We start from the raw sequence: 20,912 nt of genomic DNA, 5'->3' as shown, positions 1-20,912 counted from the left end.
TGACACGGCTCGTCAGGGCTGGGCAGACGGTGATCGCCTGCCCAGGGGCATCAGGCAAACGTCGCCGAAGCTTGCGGGACCAGCGGGGTCAGGCCAAGTGCGCGATGGGAACTGGCGCTGACCTCGAGGTAGAGGCTCGCATCGGCTTGCAGGGCTTTTTCACGTGCCGGGAAGATCTCGTTCAGCTTGCGGGCCCACGGCTCGGAACGGGCCTTGTCGGCAAAACAGCGCTCGATCAGCTCGAGCATGATCGAGACGGTGACCGAAGCGCCTGGCGACGCGCCAAGCAGGGCCGCGATGGAACCGTCGGATGCGGCGACCAGCTCCGTGCCGAACTGCAGCACGCCGCCTTTCTTCGCGTCCTTCTTGATGATCTGCACGCGCTGACCCGCCACCTCCAAACGCCAGTCTTCCTTGCGCAGGGTCGGATAGAACGTGCGCAGGGCATCGAGGCGCTGATCCATGGACTGCATGACCTCCTTGATCAGGTATCGCGTCAGGTCCATGTTGTCGCGTGCTACCGCCAGCATGGGCTTGAGATTACCGGCGCGAACCGACTTTGGCAGGTCCAGAACGGAACCATGCTTCAAGAATTTGGTGGTGAAACCTGCAAATGGGCCAAACAGTAGCGATTTCTTGCCATCGACGACACGCGTGTCGAGGTGGGGGACGGACATCGGCGGTGCGCCGACTGGCGCCTGGGCGTATACCTTTGCCTGATGCTGAGAAACCACTTCAGGGTTATCACAGCGCAGCCATTGGCCGCTCACAGGGAAACCGCCAAAGCCCTTCCCTTCCGGAATATCTGACATTTGCAACAGCGGCAGGGCCCCACCGCCAGCGCCCAGGAACACGAACTTGGCACGGACGACACGCTCAGCGCCGGAGCGCTCGTCCTTGATGCTCACGCGCCAGCCTGACCCGTCGCGATCGAGACCGACGACGCGCTGGTTGTAGCGCACGTTGGCACCTGAAAGGCTATCCAGGTAGGTGAGAAGCTGGTTGGTCAGCGCACCGAAATTGACGTCCGTGCCGTTCATGCAGCGGGTAGCCGCCAGAGGCGTCGTCTCGTCACGCCCTTTCATCATGAGGGGCATCCACTCCTTCATGACGGCGCGATCTTCGGTGTACTCCATCTGCGCGAAGGCATGATGCTGGCTCAGCGTAGCCTGGCGCTTCTTGAGGAAGGGCACGTCCTTGCCATGCACGAAGCTCATGTGCGGTACGCTGGTAATGAAATTGGTAGCGTCGCCGAAACCGTTCCGGCCGACCATGTAGGCCCAGAACTGCTTGGATACTTCGAACTGGCTATTGATGTGCACGGCTTTTTTGATATCGACCGTGCCATCCGCCAACTGGGGCGTGTAGTTGAGCTCGCAAAGGCCTGCGTGCCCGGTACCGGCGTTGTTCCAGGGATTGGAGCTTTCCGCTGCGTTCGAGTCGCGCAGTTCGACGATCTCCATCTGGACCGTGGGGTCCAATTCCTTGAGCAGTGCGGCCAGCGTCGCGCTCATGATGCCGGCTCCTACCAGCAGGACATCGACCGCTTCGTGATTGTCTTGCGCCATCTAACGCTTCTCCAAGATCTGCAGTACCAGTTCGAGGCTTACGGCCTTTTGGGCCGCCCCTCGACGTCGAATCACTGACAGCCAGGCAATGCCTGGATTCTCATCGCCACACCCGGGCGATCCGGGACATGGTTCAGGGTATACGCGTTCGCCGGCGAACGGATTCATCCTGTCCAGACCACCCGGAAGGCGAAACGGTTCTCGGCGATGAGTGTTTTAGCGCATGTCCGCCCTGTTTCGACCGCCGCTTCGCCAGCAGTACCCCTGCGAACGTTTGCGATCGAGACGGAGGCATGCGCTTTCGAAGCCATCAGGCGTTCATTGCCTGCCGGACCGCCTGGATATAAGGCTCGGCCTGGCGCTGATCCCGGATCAGGGCAATGAAGTCCCGGCCTTGGCTGTCTTTAGCGCCAAGGTCATGGCCAGCTTCGACGAAGAAGGGAATGAAACGCTCGAAATCATCGATGCGCAGGCCACGGTAGGCCTTGATGAGCTTGTGCAGGGAGGGCGGTGTGTCATCGCCCGGCTCGACCGAAAGGAACAGCTTGATCTGTTCGTCCCCGATCTCTTCACCAATCACCTGCTTCTTGTCTTTGCGCATTGCGTATTGCCTTGTTATCAATGCCTGCGAGGGCCAGCAGTTTACCCCTCTGCCGAGGCGCCCTCAACGAAACAGTGCGTCGCAAACGCTATCTTCATGCTTCAGCCTAACCGTGGGCCGAAGGCATCACCATTCGACCTACGGATAACGGGATCGATCAGAGGCCTTTCACCGCAAAGATCCCCGCAGCGTTACGCCAGTAGCCCTTGTAGTCCATCCCGTAGCCGAATACGTAACGGTCCTTACAGGTCAGCCCCACATAGTCGGCCTTGAGATCCGGCCGTGCTTTGCGGTCGTGGTCCTTGTCCAGCAGCACGGCCGTTCGGACCTGGCTTGCGCCAGCATGACGGCAGAAGTCCATGATCGCGGCCAGCGTGTGGCCTTCGTCGAGAATATCGTCAAGGATCAGGACGTCGCGGTCGATGAATGAGACCTCCGGTTTGGCTTTCCAGAAGAGGTCGCCACCACTCGTTTCGTTGCGGTAGCGCGTGGCATGCAGGTAAGACAGCTCGAGCGGAAAATCCAGCAGCGGTAACAGCTTGCCGGAGAATATCAGGCCACCGTTCATCACGCAGAAAACGACGGGGTTTCGGTCAGCCAAATCGGTATTGATGGCCTGCGCGACGCGCGCGATGGCGGCTTCGACTTCGGCGTTATCGTGCAGGCAGTCGGCTTCGGACATGACCTGGCGGATGTGTGTGAGATCGACGGACATGATGTCTCCGTTACGAAAATGGAAAGGGGGTGCCACGAATCGATCGCAGAACGCTGCCGATATCGGGATTCGCATGTCGGAAAACGCGCCCAGACCGCACAAGACGCGGCGTGGCGATAGTGCTGAAGGGGGCGATGCATTAACCTACGCCGGATTTCTGCCGCCGCACCCAATGGCAGGCATCTTACCACCCGCTTTTGCTCTCGGAGAAACCCATGCCCACCCACGAGATCCGCCACCCGCTGATCCGCCACAAGCTCGGCCTCATGCGCCGCGCAGACATCAGCACCAAGAACTTCCGTGAGTTGGCGCAAGAAGTCGGTTCGTTGCTGACCTACGAAGCGACCAAGGATCTTCCACTGGAAAGCTACGCCATCGAAGGCTGGTGCGGCGACGTCCAGGTCGAGAAGATTGCCGGAAAGAAGATCACCGTGGTTCCGATCTTGCGCGCCGGCATCGGCATGCTGGATGGCGTGCTCAGCCTGATCCCCGGGGCCAAGGTGAGCGTCGTCGGCCTGGCGCGCAACGAAGAGACCCTTCAAGCAGACACCTACCTTGAGAAACTCGTCTCGGGGATGGATCGCCGGCTGGCCCTCATCGTCGATCCGATGCTGGCCACCGGCGGCTCGATGATCGCCACGATCGATATGCTCAAGAAGGCCGGCAGCAAAGAAATCCGCGCACTGGTGCTGGTCGCCGCGCCGGAAGGCATTGCCGCGCTCGAGAAGGCGCACCCTGACGTGACGATTTACACCGCCTCAATCGACAGCCATCTGGACGAACACGGCTACATCATCCCAGGCCTGGGCGACGCTGGGGACAAGATCTTCGGCACCAAGCAGAAGGACGCCTGAGATGCAGCAGGCCCATTCCGACCCGCTCCCGCGCCAAATTATCGCTGGCGCCCAGATGCTGTTCGTTGCATTCGGCGCCCTGGTGCTCATGCCGCTCATTACAGGCATGGACCCTAACGTCGCGCTCTTCACTGCGGGTTTGGGCACGCTGCTATTCCAGATCGTGACACGCCGCCAGGTTCCTGTCTTCCTCGCGTCCAGCTTCGCCTTCATTTCACCGATTATCGTCGCCAAGGGGCAGTTCGGCCTACCGGCGGTGTTGGGCGGCGTAGTGGCTGCGGGTTTCGTGTATACCTTTCTCGGCTTTGCCGTGAAGCTCAAGGGCACCGGATTCATTGATCGCCTACTACCGCCAGTCGTGATAGCACCGGTGATCATTTCCATCGGCCTTGGCCTCTCCCCCGTCGCGGCGAACATGGCGATGGGCAAGGCCGGTGACGGCAGCGCCCAGCTCATTCCGTACGCCACGGCGATGATGATCTCAATGCCAGCGCTGCTCACCACGGTCCTGGTCGCGGTTTACGGCAAGGGCATCTTCCGCCTCGTACCGATCCTGGCGGGCGTCACGGTTGGCTACGGGCTGTCGTTCGCCTTCGGCGTCGTCAACACAGCTGGCATGGCCGCCGCGCCATGGCTCGCCGTGCCGGCCTTCGTCATGCCGGAGTTTCATTGGGGTGCAATTCTGTTCATGGTGCCTGTCGCACTGGCTCCCGCGATAGAGCACATCGGTGGCGTGATCGCCGTGGGCGGCGTGACAGGCCAGAACTATCTGAAGAATCCCGGCTTGCATCGGACGCTGTTGGGGGATGGACTCGCCACGACGTCAGCCGGTCTGTTCGGCGGGCCGCCCAACACGACCTACGCGGAAGTGACCGGTGCCGTAATGCTTACCAAGAACTACAACCCCAAGATCATGACGTGGGCTGCGGTATTCGCCATCGTCCTGGCTTTCATCGGCAAGTTCGGCGCGGCATTGCAGAGCATTCCCGTCCCCGTGATGGGAGGCATCCTGTGCCTGCTGTTCGGCTCGATCGCCGTGGTGGGACTCAACACACTGATCCGGCATCAGGTCGATATGTCGGAGTCGCGTAACCTGGTGATCGTATCGGTCACACTGGTATTCGGCATTGGCGGCATGACCGTCGGCAACGGTGAGATCGGGCTCGAAGGGATTGCCCTGTGCGGGATCGTTGCGATTCTGCTCAATCTGCTGCTGCCTGGCGGTAGTCACTGGAAGAACCGCCAGCTCCATCAGGAAGAGTGATCGACCATCAGGGCGCCACAGGGCGCCCTGATCGTTGCAGCCAGCCCATCAGGCGTGCAGCGGAAGGCGACGACACATCTCCGCCAGCGCATCTGCCCAGTGCGGGTCATCGTTCAGGCAAGGCACCAGGACGAGATCGTCCCCGCCGGCCTCGACGAACTGCTCCTTGCCACGAATACCGATCTCTTCCAGCGTCTCGATGCAATCCGCGACGAATGCCGGGCACATGACGAGCAGCCGCTTCACGCCCTGCGCGGCCAGTTCGTCCAGACGGCTGTCCGTATAAGGCTCGATCCACTTGTCCTTGCCCAATCGGGACTGGAAGGACACTGACCAAGTGCCGGGCTTCAGGCCGGCACGCTCTGCGAACGCTTCAGCCGTGCGCTGGCACTGACTGCGGTAGCACAACGCGAGTACGTCATCGCTTACCTTCCGACTGTCAGGCGAACGCAAGTCGTGCTTGGGGTCGATGGATTTCACCAATTTGCGGATATGACGCTCTGGCAGGCCGTGGAAGCTCAGGAGCAAATGGTCGTATCCGCCCGCCAATGCCGATCGTGTGTTGGCAACCAGCGCGTCGAGGTACATTGGATCGGCGAAGAACGGCGGCAGTACGCTCATGTCGAAGTCCAGCTTGTGCTCGGTCATCACGCGTCGCGCTTCAACGACAGCAGTCGTTACCGTGCTGTCTGCGAACTGCGGGTACAGGGGTGCCAGCGTGACGCGCTTGATCCCCTGCTTCGCCAACCGCAGCAAGGCCGCCTCAATGGATGGCTCGCCGTAGCGCATACCCAACTCTACCGGGCCCTCTGTCCAACGCGCCTTCATCAACTCCTGCAACCGACGGCTCAGGACGACCAAGGGCGAACCCCCCTCCCACCAGATGGACCCATAGGCCTCTGCGGATGCAGCCGGTCGGCGCACGAGAATCAACGATACCAATAGACGGCGGAGCGGCCATGGCAGATCGACAACATAGGGGTCCATGAGAAACTGGTTGAGGTACGTCCGTACATCATCCACCTCGGTGGAGGCCGGTGAACCCAGGTTGATCAAGAGCAAAGCATGTTGAGACATTCGAATTCCTTGATGGCTACCGCTTGGCCAGAAGATCGGTCAGTGCGATATCGAGATCGGTAAAACGGAATGTGAAGCCCGCCTCTTCCAGACGTTGGGGCCGCGCATTTTGACCACCCAGGAGCAGAACGGACATTTCGCCAAGAGCCCTGAGAGCAAAGGCTGGGGCGTTCATGACCGCAGGCCGGTGGAGCGCGTCGGCAAGCGATCGGGTGAAATCACGATTGCGCACCGGATGTGGCGCACAGCCATTATAGGGACCGCTTGCGTGTGGCTGCTGTAAGAGAAAATCGATCAGCGCGATTTGGTCTTCCAGATGTATCCATGGCATGTACTGGGTGCCATTGCCCAACCGCCCTCCGAGACCAAGCTTGAACAACGGTACCAGGCGCGCCAGCAGCCCGGCATCATGCGCCAGGACGAGCCCGGTACGTACCTGGATGACACGCATCCCCAGGGCCTCTGCTCGACGCGCGCTGGCTTCCCAGGCGGCGCACAGGCGTGTCGCGAAATCCTGACTTTTCTGCGCGCTGGACTCGTTGAGTACTGCCGCGCCTGCGTCGCCGTACCAGCCAACGGCGGAACCAGAGATGAGCACCGCGGGGCGCTGGGTCCGCATTTCCAGCCAGTTGACGAGGCGGTCGGTGAGATCGATGCGGCTCTCCCAAAGGGTCTGCTTCCGAGATTCCGTCCAGGGACGGTCAGCAATGGGTGCGCCCGCCAGGTTGACGACTGCATCAAGGGGTTCTTCACCCAGCGCTTCCAGGTCGGCAATCCCCGTCACGCCTGGGCCGCAGCGCTCTGAAACCGTTTGCGGACTTCGGCTCCAGACCCAGATTCGGTGACCTTCTGCAAGCCACTTCCTGCACAACCCTCGCCCTATGAGCCCCGTACCGCCGGTCAGCAGGATTTGCATGGCACTTTCCTCGCCTAGTGTCGTCAGCAATTAAAGAGATTAGTCTTTGCACGCTGCAAAACGTGCTTCGCAGGAACCGAAAAACCATCCAGAACCCATGAGGGTCCCGAGACCAAGGACGTTCGAGTGCGCGCGTAAACCGCGGCAAGGACCCTGTCGCCATAGGTGAAGAGGCCCATATGAACGCAACGATCGCCATCATCGGCGCCGGTCTTGCTGGACTTTCCGCGGCTAAGGCACTCCAGGCCGCCGGCCAATCGGTGCATCTGTTCGACAAGAGTCGTGGTAGCGGCGGCCGTATGGCCAGCAAGCGCAACGACAGGCTGACCCTCGACATGGGGGCGCAGTACTTTACCGCTCGGGATCGGCGGTTTGCCGAGATCGTCCAGCAATGGCGCAGCAATGGCTGGGTGGCCGAGTGGGCGCCCATGCTTTATCAGTACAGCCAGGGCACATTGAGCCCTTCGCCGGACGAACAGGTCCGCTGGGTGGGCACGCCTCACATGAGCGCAATCACACGCGCTCTGCTCGAAGACATGCCCGTCACGTTCGCCTGCCGCATCACTGAAGTCTTCAAAGGTGGCGAGCACTGGACACTTCTCGATGCGGATGGCAACAGTTACGGGCCGTTCAGCCACATTATCGTGGCCGTGCCAGCGCCGCAGGCTACAGCCCTCCTCTCTGCGGCCCCCACACTCGCAGGTACTGCTGCTGGTGTCGTCATGGAGCCGACTTGGTCCGTCGCACTGGGCTTTGAGGAGCCGCTCGACACGCGCATCGAGGGCTGTTTCGTCCGTGAAGAGCCGCTCGACTGGCTGGCGCGCGATCGCAGCAAACCCGGCCGCGCCTGCAACATGGACACATGGGTGCTGCACGCGGCGAGTAGCTGGTCCAGGCAGCATCTGGACCTGCCCAAGGAGCAGATCATCGAGCACCTTCATGGGGCGTTTGCCGAGCTGGTCGGCTGTGTTGTACCGGCCCCCAGCTTCACCCACGCCCACCGTTGGCTCTACGCGCGGCCGGCCGGTGGACATCAGTGGGCCGCGCTGGCCGATGCAGATTTGGGTTTGTATGCCTGCGGCGATTGGTGCCTTTCCGGCCGTGTAGAAGGTGCCTGGCTGAGCGGTCAGGACGCAGCACGTCGCTTGCTTGATCAGCTCTAGCTGGGCCGCCCGCCTGTATTTCATCGCAAAAGACCCTGTTTCAGAAGGTTATGAGCGGGGCACGTGGACCCCTTTTGAGCTGAATGGCGGAACGATCACGAACGCTGGCCAGTCCGTTGTGAAAAATCTACCGCGCTGTACAACGCCAGGCGTATGATGCAGTCAAAGTTGTACACGCGAAAGATTTTGTACAAGAAGGAGTTCGCCCGTGCCCCTCATGCCTACCCGTGACCTGAAGCCTAAATTGGGAATCAGCGCCTGTCTGCTGGGCGAGGAGGTGCGTTTCAACGGTGGACACAAGCAATCACGGCGGTGCCAGAACCTTACGGAGTTCTTCGACTTCGTACCGCTCTGCCCAGAAATGGCCATAGGCTTGGGTACACCGCGCGAAGCCATCCGGCTGGTAGGCGAGCCGAATGCGCCCCGAGCTGTCAATTCCAAGGACGGAAGCCATGACTTCACCGACGCCCTGAGCGACTACGCTGAGCGCATGGCGATTGAGCTTCATGACATCAGCGGGTACATCCTGATGCAGAAGTCACCGTCTTGCGGCCTCGAACGCGTCAAGGTCTATCGTGATAACGGGCTTCCTGCGGAAGGAAGCAGCCCTGGCATTTATACAGCGGTTCTCCAGGCCCGACGCCCCAACCTGCCCATGGAAGAAGAAGGCCGCCTGAACGACCCTGTGCTGAGGGAAAACTTCATCACTCGTGTGTATGCCTACGCGAAATGGCAAGCGCTCCTCGCCAAGGGTATTACCCGGCATGCCATCATCGAATTTCACTCGCAGTACAAATTCCAGCTCATGGCGAACAATCCCCATCAATATCGGGAGCTTGGAAGGCTGCTGGGCAACCACCTTTCGCAAATGCCCGTGCAGCAACTGGCCGACAAATATTTCAGCCTTTTGATGCAAGCATTGAAACGTTGTGCCACCCGAGGTACTCACACCTACGTGCTTCAGCACCTGAGTGGCTATTTGAAGCACGTTCTCGATGCTGACGAACGCGAAGAAATGCATCAATTGATCATGCAGTATCGTCAAGGCATCGTCCCGCTGGTCGTGCCCCTGACGTTGCTCAAGCATCATCTACGGCGACACCCTGATCCGTATATGGCGAAACAGGCATACCTGCAACCCCACCCCGAGCCACTGAGTTTGCGCAACGCCATATGACGACGCCGGACAAGGATGCAACCGACGATTTCAAGGAGGCCCTTGCCGAAGGCTGGCTGCCCATTCGAGAAGTCGCAAAGCGAACCGGAGTGAATCCGGTAACGTTGCGCGCCTGGGAGAGGCGCTATGGGCTCATCGTTCCCAAGCGGACCCCGAAAGGTCACCGCCTTTATTCCTCGGAACAGATTGCTAGGATTCAGGCGATCCTGGCCTGGCTAAACCGGGGCGTATCGGTTGGACAAGTCAAACGCCTGCTGGACGATGGTCCAACCCTTAGCCGAACCATTCAGAATGACTGGGATGCACTGCTTGCCGACATGACAAGCGCCGTCGAAGCACTCGCGGAGCGACGCCTTGAGGAAGTCTTCAACCGAGCCTCAAGCATCTATCCTCCCATTACGCTTTGCCAACGCCTGTTACTGCCTTTGCTCTCGCGTCTTGACGAGCGCTGGCAAGCACAGCCAGGGGCGACCCTGGAGCGCGTCTTTTTCCTTGGGTGGCTGCGGAGCAAGATGGGGCTACGCCTTAGCCACCAGAGCCGCGAATGGGATAAACCACCGATCCTGATTTGCAACTTCGGCAGCCTGCCGATGGAGCCCGGCATCTGGTTGAGCGCCTGGCTCGCCTCCTCCAGCGGGTTGGCGATAGAAATCCTCGAGTGGCCGGTGCCGGTCACTGACCTAATGCTGGCGACCGAGCGGCTGGGCCCACAAGGGCTGCTTCTCTATTCAAGCCAGGCGCTCGATAGCATGCAACTCGAGCGCGCCCTTCCGCGCCTTGCTGCCATTTGCCCTGTGCCTCTCGTATTGGCTGGGCCTGTCGTCCATATTTATCGCAGCGAATTATTGGAGATTCCGGGGCTGTTGCTTGCATCGGACCCGGGTGAGGCCATGACGCTGCTTCACCGCCATATACCCAAGCCCTAGTCATCATGAACCAGCTCGTGTGGTTCCGCAGCGATCTGCGGGTCCGGGACAACCATGCCCTTTCCGCCGCCATGTCGGATGGTCCGACCCTGGCCGTCTACATCATCAGCCCGGGGCAATGGCGGCAGCATGACGATGCGCCGGCAAAAGTCGATTTTTGGCTACGCAATCTTGGCTGCCTTCGCCAGTCGCTCGACGCCCTGAACGTGCCCCTATTGATCCTCGACGCGGCTTCCTGGAGCGACGTACCGAAAGCCCTTGACCATCTGTGCCATAAGCATCTGGTAGGTACGCTTCACTTCAATGACGAATACGGTGTCAACGAAGCACGCCGCGACGATGCGGTCGAGCAGCTGCTCCAGACGCGAAGCGTGACGGTGCGCCGCCATGTGGACCAGGTGCTATTCAAGCCCGGAAGTGTACTGACCGGCAGCGGCGGCTACTTCAAGGTCTTCAGCCAGTTCAGAAAGGTTTGCAATTCGCGACTGCATAACGCGCCACCGCCGGTGCTGCCGATCCCAAACGTGCAGGCGCCGCTTGCAATAGCAAGCGATCCTGTGCCAGCCAGCATTGGTGGCTTCGAACCGCCCTCGGAGCGTATCCGAACGTTCTGGCCAGCCGGTGAGGATGCCGTCAGCAAGCGCCTGGAGGCATTCGTCAACGAAGACCTAGGCGATTACGAGCGCGCCCGGGACATCCCGTCCGAAGACGGCACCAGTCGGATGTCAGCCTATCTTGCTGCCGGTGTCGTCTCGCCGCGTCAATGCCTGAATGCTGCCCTGCGCGCCAATAATGGCGAGCTGGACAGCGGCAACAAGGGCGCGGTTACCTGGATCAGCGAGCTGCTGTGGCGTGATTTCTACAAGCATATTCTCGTGGGTTATCCACATGTCTCGATGGGCCGTGCCTTTCGCCCGGAAACAGAGCGAGTGCCTTGGCAACGCGATAACGATGCCCTCCAGGCGTGGAAGGAAGGCCGCACCGGCTTCCCCATCATCGACGCCGCCATGCGGCAGATGCAGACGCTGGGTTGGATGCATAATCGGCTACGCATGCTGACCGCGATGTTCCTCAGCAAGAACCTGTTGATCGACTGGCGCGAGGGTGAGCGCTGGTTCATGCAGCATCTCGTCGATGGCGACCTATCCGCCAACAACGGCGGGTGGCAATGGAGCGCGTCGACCGGAACGGACTCGGTGCCCTACTTCCGGATCTTCAATCCGGTAACCCAATCCCAGCGCTTCGATCCGAGAGGCGACTTCATCAAGGAATGGCTGCCGGAGCTGCGCGAGCTGGACGCCAAGAGAATCCATCATGCCGTCGCGGCGGATCTGTTCGCTGGCGCTGGATATCCTGCGCCCATCGTCGATCTGCGGGAAAGCCGCGCGCGGGCCTTGGCAGCGTTCAAGAATCTTTGAACGGCGAGCGCCCCCCTGAGCGGTTGCCACCGGAGAGGTTCCGCTGGCAACCCGTTGCGGCCTGCATGAGACGCAGGCCGGGTAGGCTCAATCCGATTTCTGGATGAGGTGGACCGTACGCTGTGGATAGGGAATTTCCACGCCCGCTTCGGTCAGCCGCTCCTTGGCGGCCTCGAGAAAGTCGAACGTTACCGGCCAGAGATCTGGCGTCTTTGTCCAGAAGCGGAAAGCCAGGTTCACCGAACTGTCGCCCAAACTGGTCACCACGACCATGGGTTCAGCAGGCTCGCTGAGGATGCGCGGATCCTTGGCGATATCCAGCAGCACCTCACGCGCTTTCTTGATATCGCTGTCGTAACCGATACCAATTGCCAACTCGCCGCGGCGTACCGGCTCGCGGTTGTAGTTGATCACCGTACCGTTGGAGAGGCTTCCGTTAGGCACCATGATCAGCTTGGCATCGCCGCTCTTGATGGTGGTGTGAAATATCTGGATGGAAACCACGGTGCCCATGATGCCTTGTGCTTCGATCCAATCTCCCTGGCGAAACGGCTTGAACAGCAGAATCAGCACGCCACCGGCGAAGTTTGAAAGGCTGCCCTGCAACGCAAGGCCGATGGCCAGGCCCGCAGCGCCCAGTGCAGCGATGAAGGATGTCGTCTCGACACCAACCATCGACGCCACGCTGATGGCCAGCATGATCTTCAGGGCGACGCTGGCGATGGAGCCGATGAACCCGATCAGTGTGGGATCGATCGTACGGCCACGCAGCAACCCGGTGATCTTGTCGATGAGCTTGTTGATGAGCCACCAGCCGATGAACAGCGTGATGACTGCCAGTGTTAGCTGGGCAGCGTAATGCAGAACGACCGGCAGCCACGCTTCTGACGTGCGCACGATCTCGTTGTAATCAAAATCCATCCATCATCTCCAAATAGCGATCAGCGTCCCGGTGCGATAGGGGGCTTAATCTCGGAAGTTGTTGAATTGCAGCGGCATGCCCATATCCTTGCCACGCAGTAGCGCAATGGCCTCCTGCAGGTCGTCCCGCTTCTTACCAGTGACACGTACCTGTTCGCCCTGGATGGCGGCCTGCACCTTGAGCTTGGCTTCCTTGATCTGAGCAACGATCTTCTTGGCCAGCTCCTTGTCGATGCCCTCGCGCAGGTTGACTTCCTGCTTCACGACCTTGCCGGACGGATAGGGATCCTTGAGTTCCAGGCATTGGATATCGATCTTGCGCTTGATGAGGTTGCTGCGAATGATGTCCAGCATCTGCTCGAGCATGAAGTCGGCTTCGGCTGTCAGGGTCAGCGTCTTGTCCTTGTGCTCGATGCTGCATTTGCCTTTGAGGTCGAAACGCCGATCCAGCTCCTTGATGGCGTTGTCCACGGCGTTGGTGACTTCGTGTTTGTCCAGTTCGGACACTACGTCGAACGAGGGCATTGAAATTCTCCTGATGGTGGCAATGTCTCTGGCACTTGAATCCGAGTGGAGCGACGCGATTTGGGTTCACCGTGCCGATCGCTCCGCTACGCTGCAAGCCGCGGGTCCGAATGGGACACTCAGCTGGCTTGACGCTCAAGATAGCCGGTCATTATAACGAAGCGCATGAATAACGCCCCGCCTGTATCGACTTCCCTTTCCGCACCCCTCGATGGGTACCCATGGCACATCCTCGGCGCCGGCAGCCTCGGTGGGCTGTGGGCCGCTCGTCTGTTCCGCGCCGGGATCGCAGTACGGCTCATACTGCGTGATACCTCACAGCGTGCCGCCTACATGAATGTCGGTGGGATAGGGTTGACCTCCGCAGGCGTCACACATACCCACTCCCTACCTGCCGAAACGATAGACGACCCTACACCCATCAGGCGGCTGCTGGTCGCCTGCAAGGCCTACGACGCGGAGCCTGCTGCGCGCTCCCTCGCTTCTTGGATCGAGCCTGGCGCAGAGATCCTGTTATTGCAAAACGGCATTGGAAGCCAGGACGCGGTCGCCCGCGCGTTACCCCAGGCGCGTTGCATGGCGGTATCCAGCACAGAAGGCGCATTCCGTGATCAGCCCTTCCGGGTTCACGCTGCCGGGAAGGGCATGAACTGGGTTGGCGATATCAGCGCTGGCACCGGGCGCCCCAATGCCCTGCTCGCGGATCTGGCAACTGCAGATATACCCGCACAATGGACAGAGGACATCAATCACCGACTGTGGCGGAAGCTTGCGCTGAACTGCGCCATCAACCCACTGACGGTGCTTCACGACTGTACCAATGGCGGGCTCCGGCAGCATGCTTCACGCGTACGTACACTGTGCGAAGAGCTCGTCGCACTGCTGCTCGAAACGCCCTACCCAACTGCCGCGCATGGGCTGCTGGCAGAGACCGAGCGGGTAATCGATGCGACCGCTTCGAACATCAGCTCGATGCTTCAGGATGTGCGTGCCGGGCGCCGAACCGAGATCAGCTATCTCCTCGGGCAGGCATGCGATACAGCGCAACGCCTCGGTGTACCGACACCGCACCTCGACGAAACCTACAATCAACTGTGTCTGGCCCTTGTCGCCCGCGGATTGCCCCCACACTGAGCCTGGCGGTACCCTGCCCTACCCACCACGCCGGTTGCTTCTCATGTCACTGCGTCAGCGTCTCGAAGACCTGCCCGTCGGGCAGAAACTCCTCGCCGCCATGCTCGTCTTGTTGGCCGCGGTGCTGACCGTCGCCAACTTCGCCTTCATCAGTGCTGCGTACTGGATCTCCCAGGAAAGCGTTGCGCCACAAGCGCTGCAGACGCTTGGCCGCTTGATCGCAACGCCAACGTTGAGCCGCCAGGCGCTTGGCTCGAAGGATGAGGCTGGCGCGCTATTGGAGCGCCTGAATGGCTATGCGCCGCTACGTGCAGCCGCCATCTACGACGACCAGGGCATGATGCTGGCGCAGCTGGAAAAAGGGGAGAAACTCGAGTTGCCCGCCGAACTCGATTTGCTCGAAAGCTGGCGCGTCCGCGAGTTTCGGACCAGCCAGCTGATCGAACTGCCCGGGCCGGATGGCCTGGCAGCCGGCCACCTTCTCCTGGTGGCATCGAGCGAATTGCCCGGCGCGTTTTACACCGGCACGCTTACGGCAAGCCTGATTATCCTGGCGTTCAGCGTGCTGTTCTGGCTGCTGATAGCACGGCAAATTCGTCGAATGGTCACCCGGCCGATCCGACGGCTCGAGGAGCTGTCCCGGCAGGTCACTCGCGAGGAAAACTATTCGCTGCGCGCGCGCCGCGGCAACCGCGATGAGATCGGTACGCTCGCCGATGCATTCAACACCATGCTCACTCGCATCGAAGCTCGCGAACAGCAACTCAAGCGTGCTCGGGATGACGCGCAACTCGCGCTGGACCAGGCTCACAATCTGGCCGAAGAAACGAACCGCAGTAACCGCAAGCTGGAACTCGAGGTGCAGGTTCGCAGCAAGATCGAGAAGAAGCTCACGGGCTTCCAGAACTACCTCAACAGCATCATCGACTCGATGCCATCTGCCCTGATTGCGTTGGATGACGAACTCTATGTCACCCAATGGAACCAGGAAGCCAGCGCGCTCTCGGGCACCTCGATGGACGATGCCCTTAGCCAACCGATCTTTTTAGCCTTCCCGCATCTCAAGCCCTACCTGAACCAGCTGCGCAGGGCGGCCGAGCAACAAAAGGTCCAGAAGATCGAGCGGGTATCCTGGCTTAATAACAGTGAAGTTCACCACTACGCACTTACCTTCTACCCCTTGATGGGAAGCATTGGCCGCGGCGTGGTGATACGGATCGACGACATCACCCAGCGCCTGGCACTCGAGGAGGTCATGGTCCAATCTGAAAAGATGCTGTCGGTCGGTAGCCTCGCCGCGGGCATGGCACATGAAATCAACAACCCGCTCGGTGCCATCCTCCACAATGTGCAAAACATACGACGTAGGCTTTCGGCGGATCTTGCAAAGAACACGGAACAGGCCGCCGAAGTCGGCGTTCCACTTGAGCAGGTGAATGCTTACCTGGAAGTCCGAGAAGTGCCTCGCCTGCTTGAGGGCATCCAGCAGGCGGGCCAACGGGCCGCCAAGATCGTCAGCCACATGCTTGCCTTCAGCCGGCGCAGCAACCGCACACTCAGCGAGTGCCACCTGCCCAATCTGATCGACCAGGCACTGGAGATTGCCAGCAACGACTTCGACCTGGCGGACGGATTTGATTTCAAGGGCATGCATATCGAGCGGTCTTTCGACGATCGGCTCGGTCCCGTCTATGCCATCCCCAACGAGCTGGAGCAGGTGTTGCTGAACCTTCTGAAAAACGCAGCGCAGGCGATCCACCAGCGCGGCGATGAGGAAGAAGGCGAGACCGGACACATCCGCATCTCAACCCGACTGAAGGCGCCGTGGGCGGAAATCAAGGTCGAAGATAACGGCGTCGGCATGCCCGAAGACATTCGCAAGCGGATCTTCGAACCCTTCTTCACCACCAAGGAAGTCGGCCAGGGCACTGGTCTGGGCTTGTCGGTGTCGTACTTCATCATTACCAACAATCACAAGGGCCAGATGGAAGTGCACTCCAGCCCCGGACAGGGCACCTGCTTCACGCTGCGCCTGCCACTGGCCACGCCCGATAAAACGACGGAATCGTAACGATGGGAAACCGGTTATCGAAGATCTATACCCGTACTGGCGACTCGGGTGAGACGGGTCTGGCCGACGGCCGTCGCGTAGCGAAGGATCATCCGCGGATTGAAGCGATTGGGGAGGTAGACACGCTCAACAGCCACATGGGCGTGCTTTTGGCCATGCTTGCGAGCGAGTCCGTCTCCCATCCTGCCCTGTCGGGCATCATCGAAGCCGTCGCGCCCTGCCAGCATCGCTTGTTCGATGTTGGAGGAGAGCTCGCCATGCCGGAATACCAGGCGCTCGATGCACACGAGATTACGCGTCTCGAGGCGCTTATTGATGAGTGGAATCTGGTCGTCGGCCCACTCACCAACTTCATCCTGCCAGGTGGCTCGTCTGCCATCGCACAAGCGCATCTTTGCCGCAGTGCCGCGCGTACGGCCGAGCGCCGTTGCCGTACACTGCACGACATCGAACCGCTTCGCAGCGAATTGCTGAGCTACCTTAATCGCCTTTCAGATCTGCTCTTCGTTGCGTCCCGGCTCATCGCCCACCATCAAGAGGTCGATGAGGTCCTGTGGCAAGCGGCACCCCGTCCGGCATGAGCAACCAACACGCGAGTCCTGCACGCCGCCGCGATGGTATTCATGTCGTATGGGAAGGCTTCATCGTCCTTCTGGTAGTCGTCAACCTGACGCTCATCCTCTTCGACACGCTGTTCGCCATCGGACCGCTTTCTGACCTGCTTGCCTTCATTGCGCCTTCTTTCCACGCCTTCTATGCCAACCAGGTACATCCGCACTTCGCACTGATCGACCTGGCGTTCGTAGCCGTTTTCGTGCTGGATGTTCTTCTCGGCTGGGCCGTAGCCGTTGCTGAACGCACCTACAGCCGATGGTACTACTACCCATTTGCACATTGGTACGACGTGCTGGGCTGTATCCCGCTCGGCGGCTTCCGCATCCTTCGCGTGCTCCGCGTGGTGAGCCTGATGATTCGCTTGCAGCGCCTGGGCTTGATCGATGTCCGGCAATGGGCGGTGTATCGGTTCGTCGATCGGTACTGGCAGATGTTGCTGGAAGAACTGTCAGATCGAGTGATGGTGAAGATGTTCTCCCGCCTGCAGCAGGAGATCGGCAGCAGCGATGATTTGGCGCGACGCCTTATCGACGACGTCGTCAGACCACGAAAGGCGCGCGTCCTGAGCGATCTGGACCGGCGACTGAGCGCCATGGTACAGCAGGGTTACCTCGGCAACCGCACCGCCATCGAACACTATGTCAGCGGACTGATCAGCACTGCACTGGCTGACAACAACGAGCTGCGCAACCTGCGCCGCCTACCCATGGGTGGCCGTGTTGCCGATGCCCTGGACGCGGCGCTTTCGGACATCGTTGCGAAGTTGCTTCAAAGCGCAGTCAATGGCGTGGGTGACCAACCTTTCAGGCGGTTGGCCATCCAGCTGACTGATGAGTTTTTCGAAGCATGGCTGCATGAAGGCGATGCCAATGATTACGCGCTCGAAGAGCTGCTAGTCGACATCATCGAGGTACTCAAGCAGCAGATCATGGATCGCCGCTGGTCCACCTTCGTGGGTCCGCCCGCCCCTGTGCATCTGGACTGATCGGCCACCCCAGTCCTCGAAGGCGAAGGCGGATGCCTCCGAAAGGCTGCCGGGTCCTATATCGCGTCCGGCCAAAGCCCCCGAATAGCAGCAATGCCTTGGCCGCCAACCCTCCGGGCATGCGTCACGTCGTCATTCGTCATTCCGCCCAGGGCGAAAACCGGCACGTTGATCCGTCGAACCAAACGCTCCACCTCATTCCATCCCAAAGGCACTGCGTCGGGGTGCGTACGAGTCGCCAATACCGGGGATAGTGTGACGAAATCGGCGCCGATCCGACTGGCCATATCCAGCTCCTCGGCGCTATGGCAGGACGCCGCAAGCCATCGATCCGGCGGGAAGGGACGCCCTTTCTCTACATACTTTCGAAGCTGCGCGGACGTCAGGTGCCAACCCGCAGCCGGGAAGTCACCCAGCCACTCCAGTGGCCCCTTCAGCATGAGCTGAGCCTTGTTGGCGCAGATGCCCTGCACATCGACAGCAAGGTCACGGTATTGAGGATCGAACATGTCGGGCGCTCGGAGCTGGATCAGCTTCACGCCAGCGTCGAGGGCCCTGCGAATTCCGTTCAGCAATTCTCGGGGCTCTAGCCCGTCGGGCGTGATGAGATAGCGATCCGGAAGTCGCGCGGCAGAAACGATGGGGCCATTGGCCGCCGGGAAATCATATTCAGCCAGTGCCCTGGCCGTGACCCAAGCCAGTGGTTGCCCTTCGACACCCCTGGGCTCGCCCTCGAAACGAGTGACCTCCCAGACGTCAAGCAGGACATGCTTGTCAGGGTAGTCGTGTTCGATCTGAATAAGCGGGTCAGCTTCTACGACGGTAATGCCAAGCTCTTCGTGAAGCTCGCGGGCAAGCGCCTCTCTGACGGGTTCGCCGACTTCAACCTTGCCCCCTGGAAATTCCCAAAGACCGCCCTGATGGCGGTCGGCTGAGCGTCGAGCGATCAGGATACGTCCATCATCGGAGCGGACGACGGCAGCCGCCACATGGATTCGCTTCATGATTCGATAATCTCCTTCTCAACCAATGCCGCCTCTCGCCACTCAACGAAGGCTGGCCATTCATGAATGGTCTCGACGTAGTGCTTCGCGACGTCTGTCAATTCAACACGGTAAGTTTTGAATCGACTCGCGACTGGGGCAAAAAACGCATCTGCCAGCGAGGGCCGGCCAAACAAATAATGCCCATCTCTGCCAAACGCCTCTCGACAATACGTCCAGAGTTCCTCGATCCGATCGATGTCCGCTTGCACAGCCTCATCGAGGACCGCGCGGTGCATGTCTGCTCTCATATCCATTGGAAGCGCAGCTCGAAGGCCAACGAAGCCACTGTGCATTTCAGCGCAAACGGATCGAGCAATTGCACGACTCCGGGTGTCCTCAGGCCAAAGCGCCGCGCTAGGAAAGCGCTCGGCCAAGTACTCGCTGATCGCAAGGGAGTCCCAGATACTGCCGTGCTCCGTTTCCATCACAGGCACTTTCCCAGACGGCGACAGGCGCGCCAGGAGGGAGGCAGAGTCGGAATGGTAAAGCGGAACACGCACTACTTCGCAATCAGCGCCGGCCATACGCATGGCCAACCACGCCCGTAGCGACCATGATGAGTAATTGCGGTTTCCGATAATCAATTTCATGGCGATGGCAACTGCCCTTCGATGCTGTGGCAGTCATCTTCCAACATGACCAGTGGTATGCCAATTCCGGTCCTTCATGCGTGCATGACGGACCGGAATGGATAAACGATCAGGTGCGGTATTCAGCGTTGATCTTCACGTACTCATGGGACAGGTCAGTCGTCCAGATCGTCTCATTGCAATGGCCACGACCCAGCTCGATGCGAATCCCGATTTCGGCCTGCGCCATGACGGCTGCACCCTGCTCTTCGGTATAGGTTGAAGAGCGCCCGCCCTGGCTGGCAATACAGACGTCGCCCAGGTACACATCGATCTTCGACACGTCGAGATTCTGCACACCCGCGCGCCCCACCGCCGCGAGGATACGGCCCCAGTTCGGGTCCGAAGCGAATAGGGCCGTCTTGATCAGTGGCGAGTGGGCCACCGCGTAGGCGACGTCCAGGCATTCCTGATAGGTCGCGCCGCCGTTGACTTCGACCGTCACGAATTTGGTAGCGCCTTCGCCGTCTCGAACGATGGCCTGCGCCAACTCCATCGATACGTCCAGTACCGCCTCCCGGAATTTGGCGAACAATTCCCCACCGGCCTGATCGATCTCCGGCAGGTCCGCCTGCCCGGTGGCTAGAAGCATGCAGCAGTCGTTCGTAGAGGTATCACCATCGATCGTGATGCGGTTGAACGACTTGTTCGCAGCGTCGCGCAGCAGGTCCTGGAGGACCTTGGCGTCCACCTTCGCGTCGGTCGCAATGTAACCCAACATGGTCGCCATGTTCGGTCGAATCATACCTGCGCCCTTGCTGATGCCGGTCACGGTCACGGTAACGCCGTCGTGCGTGAACTGGCGACTCGCCCCCTTGGGCAAGGTATCGGTGGTCATGATGCCGCTGGCCGCCGCTTCCCAATTGTCCGCACGAAGGTCAGCCAGCGCTGCCGGCAGTGCTGCCTCGACTTTCTCGACCGGCAATGGCTCGCCAATCACCCCGGTCGAGAACGGCAGCACAGCCGCCTCACTGACGTTCGCTAATGCAGCCAGTGCAGCGCAGGTACGCGTCGCTGCGCTCATGCCAGCAGCCCCCGTTCCAGCGTTCGCATTACCCGTATTGGTCAGCAAATAACGCACGGGGCCATGCACGCGCTGTTTGGCGATCGTGACAGGTGCTGCACAAAACGCGTTCAAGGTGAATACACCCGCTACATTGGAGCCTTCAGCACATCGCATGACGACGATGTCCTTGCGTCCGGGACGCTTGATGCCGGCAGAAGCGATGCCCAGTTCAAAACCGGGAACCGGGTGCAACGTTGGCAGGGGACCAAGACCGACAGCCATCAGCAAACTCCTCGTGCGA

20 protein-coding genes are annotated in these 20,912 nt (G+C 60.2%); 10 read left to right on the top strand and 10 right to left on the bottom strand.

Annotated features, from left to right (window positions below; translation table 11 throughout):
- Nucleotides 1-50: 50 nt before the first annotated feature.
- The 3 genes from mqo to ACY8D3_RS03125 form a co-directional block, all read right to left on the bottom strand.
- On the bottom strand, nucleotides 51-1,568 hold the full coding sequence (gene mqo, locus ACY8D3_RS03135; RefSeq protein ID WP_462381572.1) for a malate dehydrogenase (quinone): 1,518 nt from the start codon (nucleotides 1,566-1,568) through the stop codon (nucleotides 51-53).
- A 310-nt stretch (nucleotides 1,569-1,878) separates the two neighbouring features.
- Nucleotides 1,879-2,169 (bottom strand): PA4642 family protein, encoded by a 291-nt coding sequence (locus ACY8D3_RS03130; protein WP_462381571.1) that lies wholly within the window; start codon nucleotides 2,167-2,169, stop codon nucleotides 1,879-1,881.
- A gap of 157 nt (nucleotides 2,170-2,326) precedes the next feature.
- The gene (locus tag ACY8D3_RS03125; RefSeq protein ID WP_462381570.1) at nucleotides 2,327-2,884 is read right to left on the bottom strand and encodes a hypoxanthine-guanine phosphoribosyltransferase; all 558 of its coding nucleotides are present in this window, start codon (nucleotides 2,882-2,884) and stop codon (nucleotides 2,327-2,329) included.
- A gap of 215 nt (nucleotides 2,885-3,099) precedes the next feature.
- Here ACY8D3_RS03125 and upp point away from each other — a divergent pair, with 215 nt between their 5' ends.
- Complete coding sequence (gene upp, locus ACY8D3_RS03120) at nucleotides 3,100-3,738, top strand: uracil phosphoribosyltransferase (RefSeq protein ID WP_462381569.1); 639 nt, start codon at nucleotides 3,100-3,102, stop codon at nucleotides 3,736-3,738.
- A 1-nt stretch (nucleotide 3,739) separates the two neighbouring features.
- On the top strand, nucleotides 3,740-5,002 hold the full coding sequence (locus tag ACY8D3_RS03115) for a uracil-xanthine permease family protein (protein WP_462381568.1): 1,263 nt from the start codon (nucleotides 3,740-3,742) through the stop codon (nucleotides 5,000-5,002).
- Between the two features lie 48 nt (nucleotides 5,003-5,050).
- Here the strand turns inward: ACY8D3_RS03115 and ACY8D3_RS03110 are convergent, their stop codons facing one another.
- Nucleotides 5,051-6,079, bottom strand: a complete 1,029-nt coding sequence (locus ACY8D3_RS03110; RefSeq protein ID WP_462381567.1) for a ferrochelatase — start codon at nucleotides 6,077-6,079, stop codon at nucleotides 5,051-5,053.
- A gap of 16 nt (nucleotides 6,080-6,095) precedes the next feature.
- Nucleotides 6,096-6,995 carry a TIGR01777 family oxidoreductase gene (locus ACY8D3_RS03105; protein ID WP_462381566.1) on the bottom strand — a complete coding sequence of 300 codons (900 nt, stop codon included), beginning with the start codon at nucleotides 6,993-6,995 and terminating at the stop codon, nucleotides 6,096-6,098.
- Nucleotides 6,996-7,174: 179 nt separating this feature from the next.
- On the opposite strand from ACY8D3_RS03105, the gene ACY8D3_RS03100 reads away from it, so the two are divergent.
- The 4 genes from ACY8D3_RS03100 to phrB all read left to right on the top strand — a co-directional run bounded on the left by ACY8D3_RS03100 (nucleotide 7,175) and on the right by phrB (nucleotide 11,679).
- Nucleotides 7,175-8,158, top strand: a complete 984-nt coding sequence (locus ACY8D3_RS03100) for an NAD(P)/FAD-dependent oxidoreductase (protein WP_462381565.1) — start codon at nucleotides 7,175-7,177, stop codon at nucleotides 8,156-8,158.
- Between the two features lie 217 nt (nucleotides 8,159-8,375).
- The gene (locus ACY8D3_RS03095; protein WP_462384214.1) at nucleotides 8,376-9,335 is read left to right on the top strand and encodes a YbgA family protein; all 960 of its coding nucleotides are present in this window, start codon (nucleotides 8,376-8,378) and stop codon (nucleotides 9,333-9,335) included.
- Nucleotides 9,332-10,261 (top strand): MerR family transcriptional regulator, encoded by a 930-nt coding sequence (locus ACY8D3_RS03090; RefSeq protein WP_462381564.1) that lies wholly within the window; start codon nucleotides 9,332-9,334, stop codon nucleotides 10,259-10,261. Before ACY8D3_RS03095 ends, ACY8D3_RS03090 begins: the two co-directional genes overlap by 4 nt.
- A 5-nt stretch (nucleotides 10,262-10,266) precedes the next feature.
- The gene (phrB, locus tag ACY8D3_RS03085; RefSeq protein WP_462381563.1) at nucleotides 10,267-11,679 is read left to right on the top strand and encodes a deoxyribodipyrimidine photo-lyase; all 1,413 of its coding nucleotides are present in this window, start codon (nucleotides 10,267-10,269) and stop codon (nucleotides 11,677-11,679) included.
- Nucleotides 11,680-11,766: 87 nt separating this feature from the next.
- Here the strand turns inward: phrB and ACY8D3_RS03080 are convergent, their stop codons facing one another.
- Both ACY8D3_RS03080 and ACY8D3_RS03075 read right to left on the bottom strand, forming a co-directional pair.
- Nucleotides 11,767-12,600, bottom strand: a complete 834-nt coding sequence (locus ACY8D3_RS03080) for a mechanosensitive ion channel family protein (RefSeq protein WP_462381562.1) — start codon at nucleotides 12,598-12,600, stop codon at nucleotides 11,767-11,769.
- A 45-nt stretch (nucleotides 12,601-12,645) separates the two neighbouring features.
- Entirely contained in the window at nucleotides 12,646-13,125 is a 480-nt protein-coding gene (locus tag ACY8D3_RS03075) for a YajQ family cyclic di-GMP-binding protein (RefSeq protein ID WP_462381561.1), read from the bottom strand.
- A gap of 165 nt (nucleotides 13,126-13,290) precedes the next feature.
- Between ACY8D3_RS03075 and ACY8D3_RS03070 the strand changes: the two genes are divergently transcribed.
- Genes ACY8D3_RS03070 through ACY8D3_RS03055 form a run of 4 tightly spaced genes read left to right on the top strand, consistent with a single transcriptional unit; the run spans nucleotide 13,291 to nucleotide 17,930 of the window.
- Nucleotides 13,291-14,259 (top strand): putative 2-dehydropantoate 2-reductase, encoded by a 969-nt coding sequence (locus ACY8D3_RS03070; protein ID WP_462381560.1) that lies wholly within the window; start codon nucleotides 13,291-13,293, stop codon nucleotides 14,257-14,259.
- Between the two features lie 43 nt (nucleotides 14,260-14,302).
- Nucleotides 14,303-16,330: a sensor histidine kinase gene (locus ACY8D3_RS03065; RefSeq protein WP_462381559.1), complete on the top strand. Its 2,028-nt coding sequence runs from the start codon at nucleotides 14,303-14,305 to the stop codon at nucleotides 16,328-16,330.
- A gap of 2 nt (nucleotides 16,331-16,332) precedes the next feature.
- Entirely contained in the window at nucleotides 16,333-16,911 is a 579-nt protein-coding gene (locus ACY8D3_RS03060; RefSeq protein WP_462381558.1) for a cob(I)yrinic acid a,c-diamide adenosyltransferase, read from the top strand.
- On the top strand, nucleotides 16,908-17,930 hold the full coding sequence (locus tag ACY8D3_RS03055; protein ID WP_462381557.1) for an ion transporter: 1,023 nt from the start codon (nucleotides 16,908-16,910) through the stop codon (nucleotides 17,928-17,930). The genes ACY8D3_RS03060 and ACY8D3_RS03055 overlap by 4 nt, the downstream gene beginning before the upstream one ends.
- Nucleotides 17,931-17,986: 56 nt before the next feature.
- On the opposite strand, the gene ACY8D3_RS03050 is transcribed toward ACY8D3_RS03055, so the two are convergent.
- The 3 genes from ACY8D3_RS03050 to argJ all read right to left on the bottom strand — a co-directional run bounded on the left by ACY8D3_RS03050 (nucleotide 17,987) and on the right by argJ (nucleotide 20,893).
- Nucleotides 17,987-18,934 (bottom strand): Nudix family hydrolase, encoded by a 948-nt coding sequence (locus ACY8D3_RS03050; RefSeq protein ID WP_462381556.1) that lies wholly within the window; start codon nucleotides 18,932-18,934, stop codon nucleotides 17,987-17,989.
- Nucleotides 18,931-19,572 carry a glutathione S-transferase family protein gene (locus tag ACY8D3_RS03045; RefSeq protein ID WP_462384212.1) on the bottom strand — a complete coding sequence of 214 codons (642 nt, stop codon included), beginning with the start codon at nucleotides 19,570-19,572 and terminating at the stop codon, nucleotides 18,931-18,933. Before ACY8D3_RS03045 ends, ACY8D3_RS03050 begins: the two co-directional genes overlap by 4 nt.
- A 103-nt stretch (nucleotides 19,573-19,675) precedes the next feature.
- The gene (gene argJ, locus ACY8D3_RS03040; RefSeq protein ID WP_462381555.1) at nucleotides 19,676-20,893 is read right to left on the bottom strand and encodes a bifunctional glutamate N-acetyltransferase/amino-acid acetyltransferase ArgJ; all 1,218 of its coding nucleotides are present in this window, start codon (nucleotides 20,891-20,893) and stop codon (nucleotides 19,676-19,678) included.
- Between the last annotated feature and the right edge of the window lie 19 nt (nucleotides 20,894-20,912).

This window comes from Pseudomonas sp. Marseille-QA0892 (genome assembly GCF_054950135.1).
This window is presented reverse-complemented; position numbering and strand designations above follow the sequence as displayed.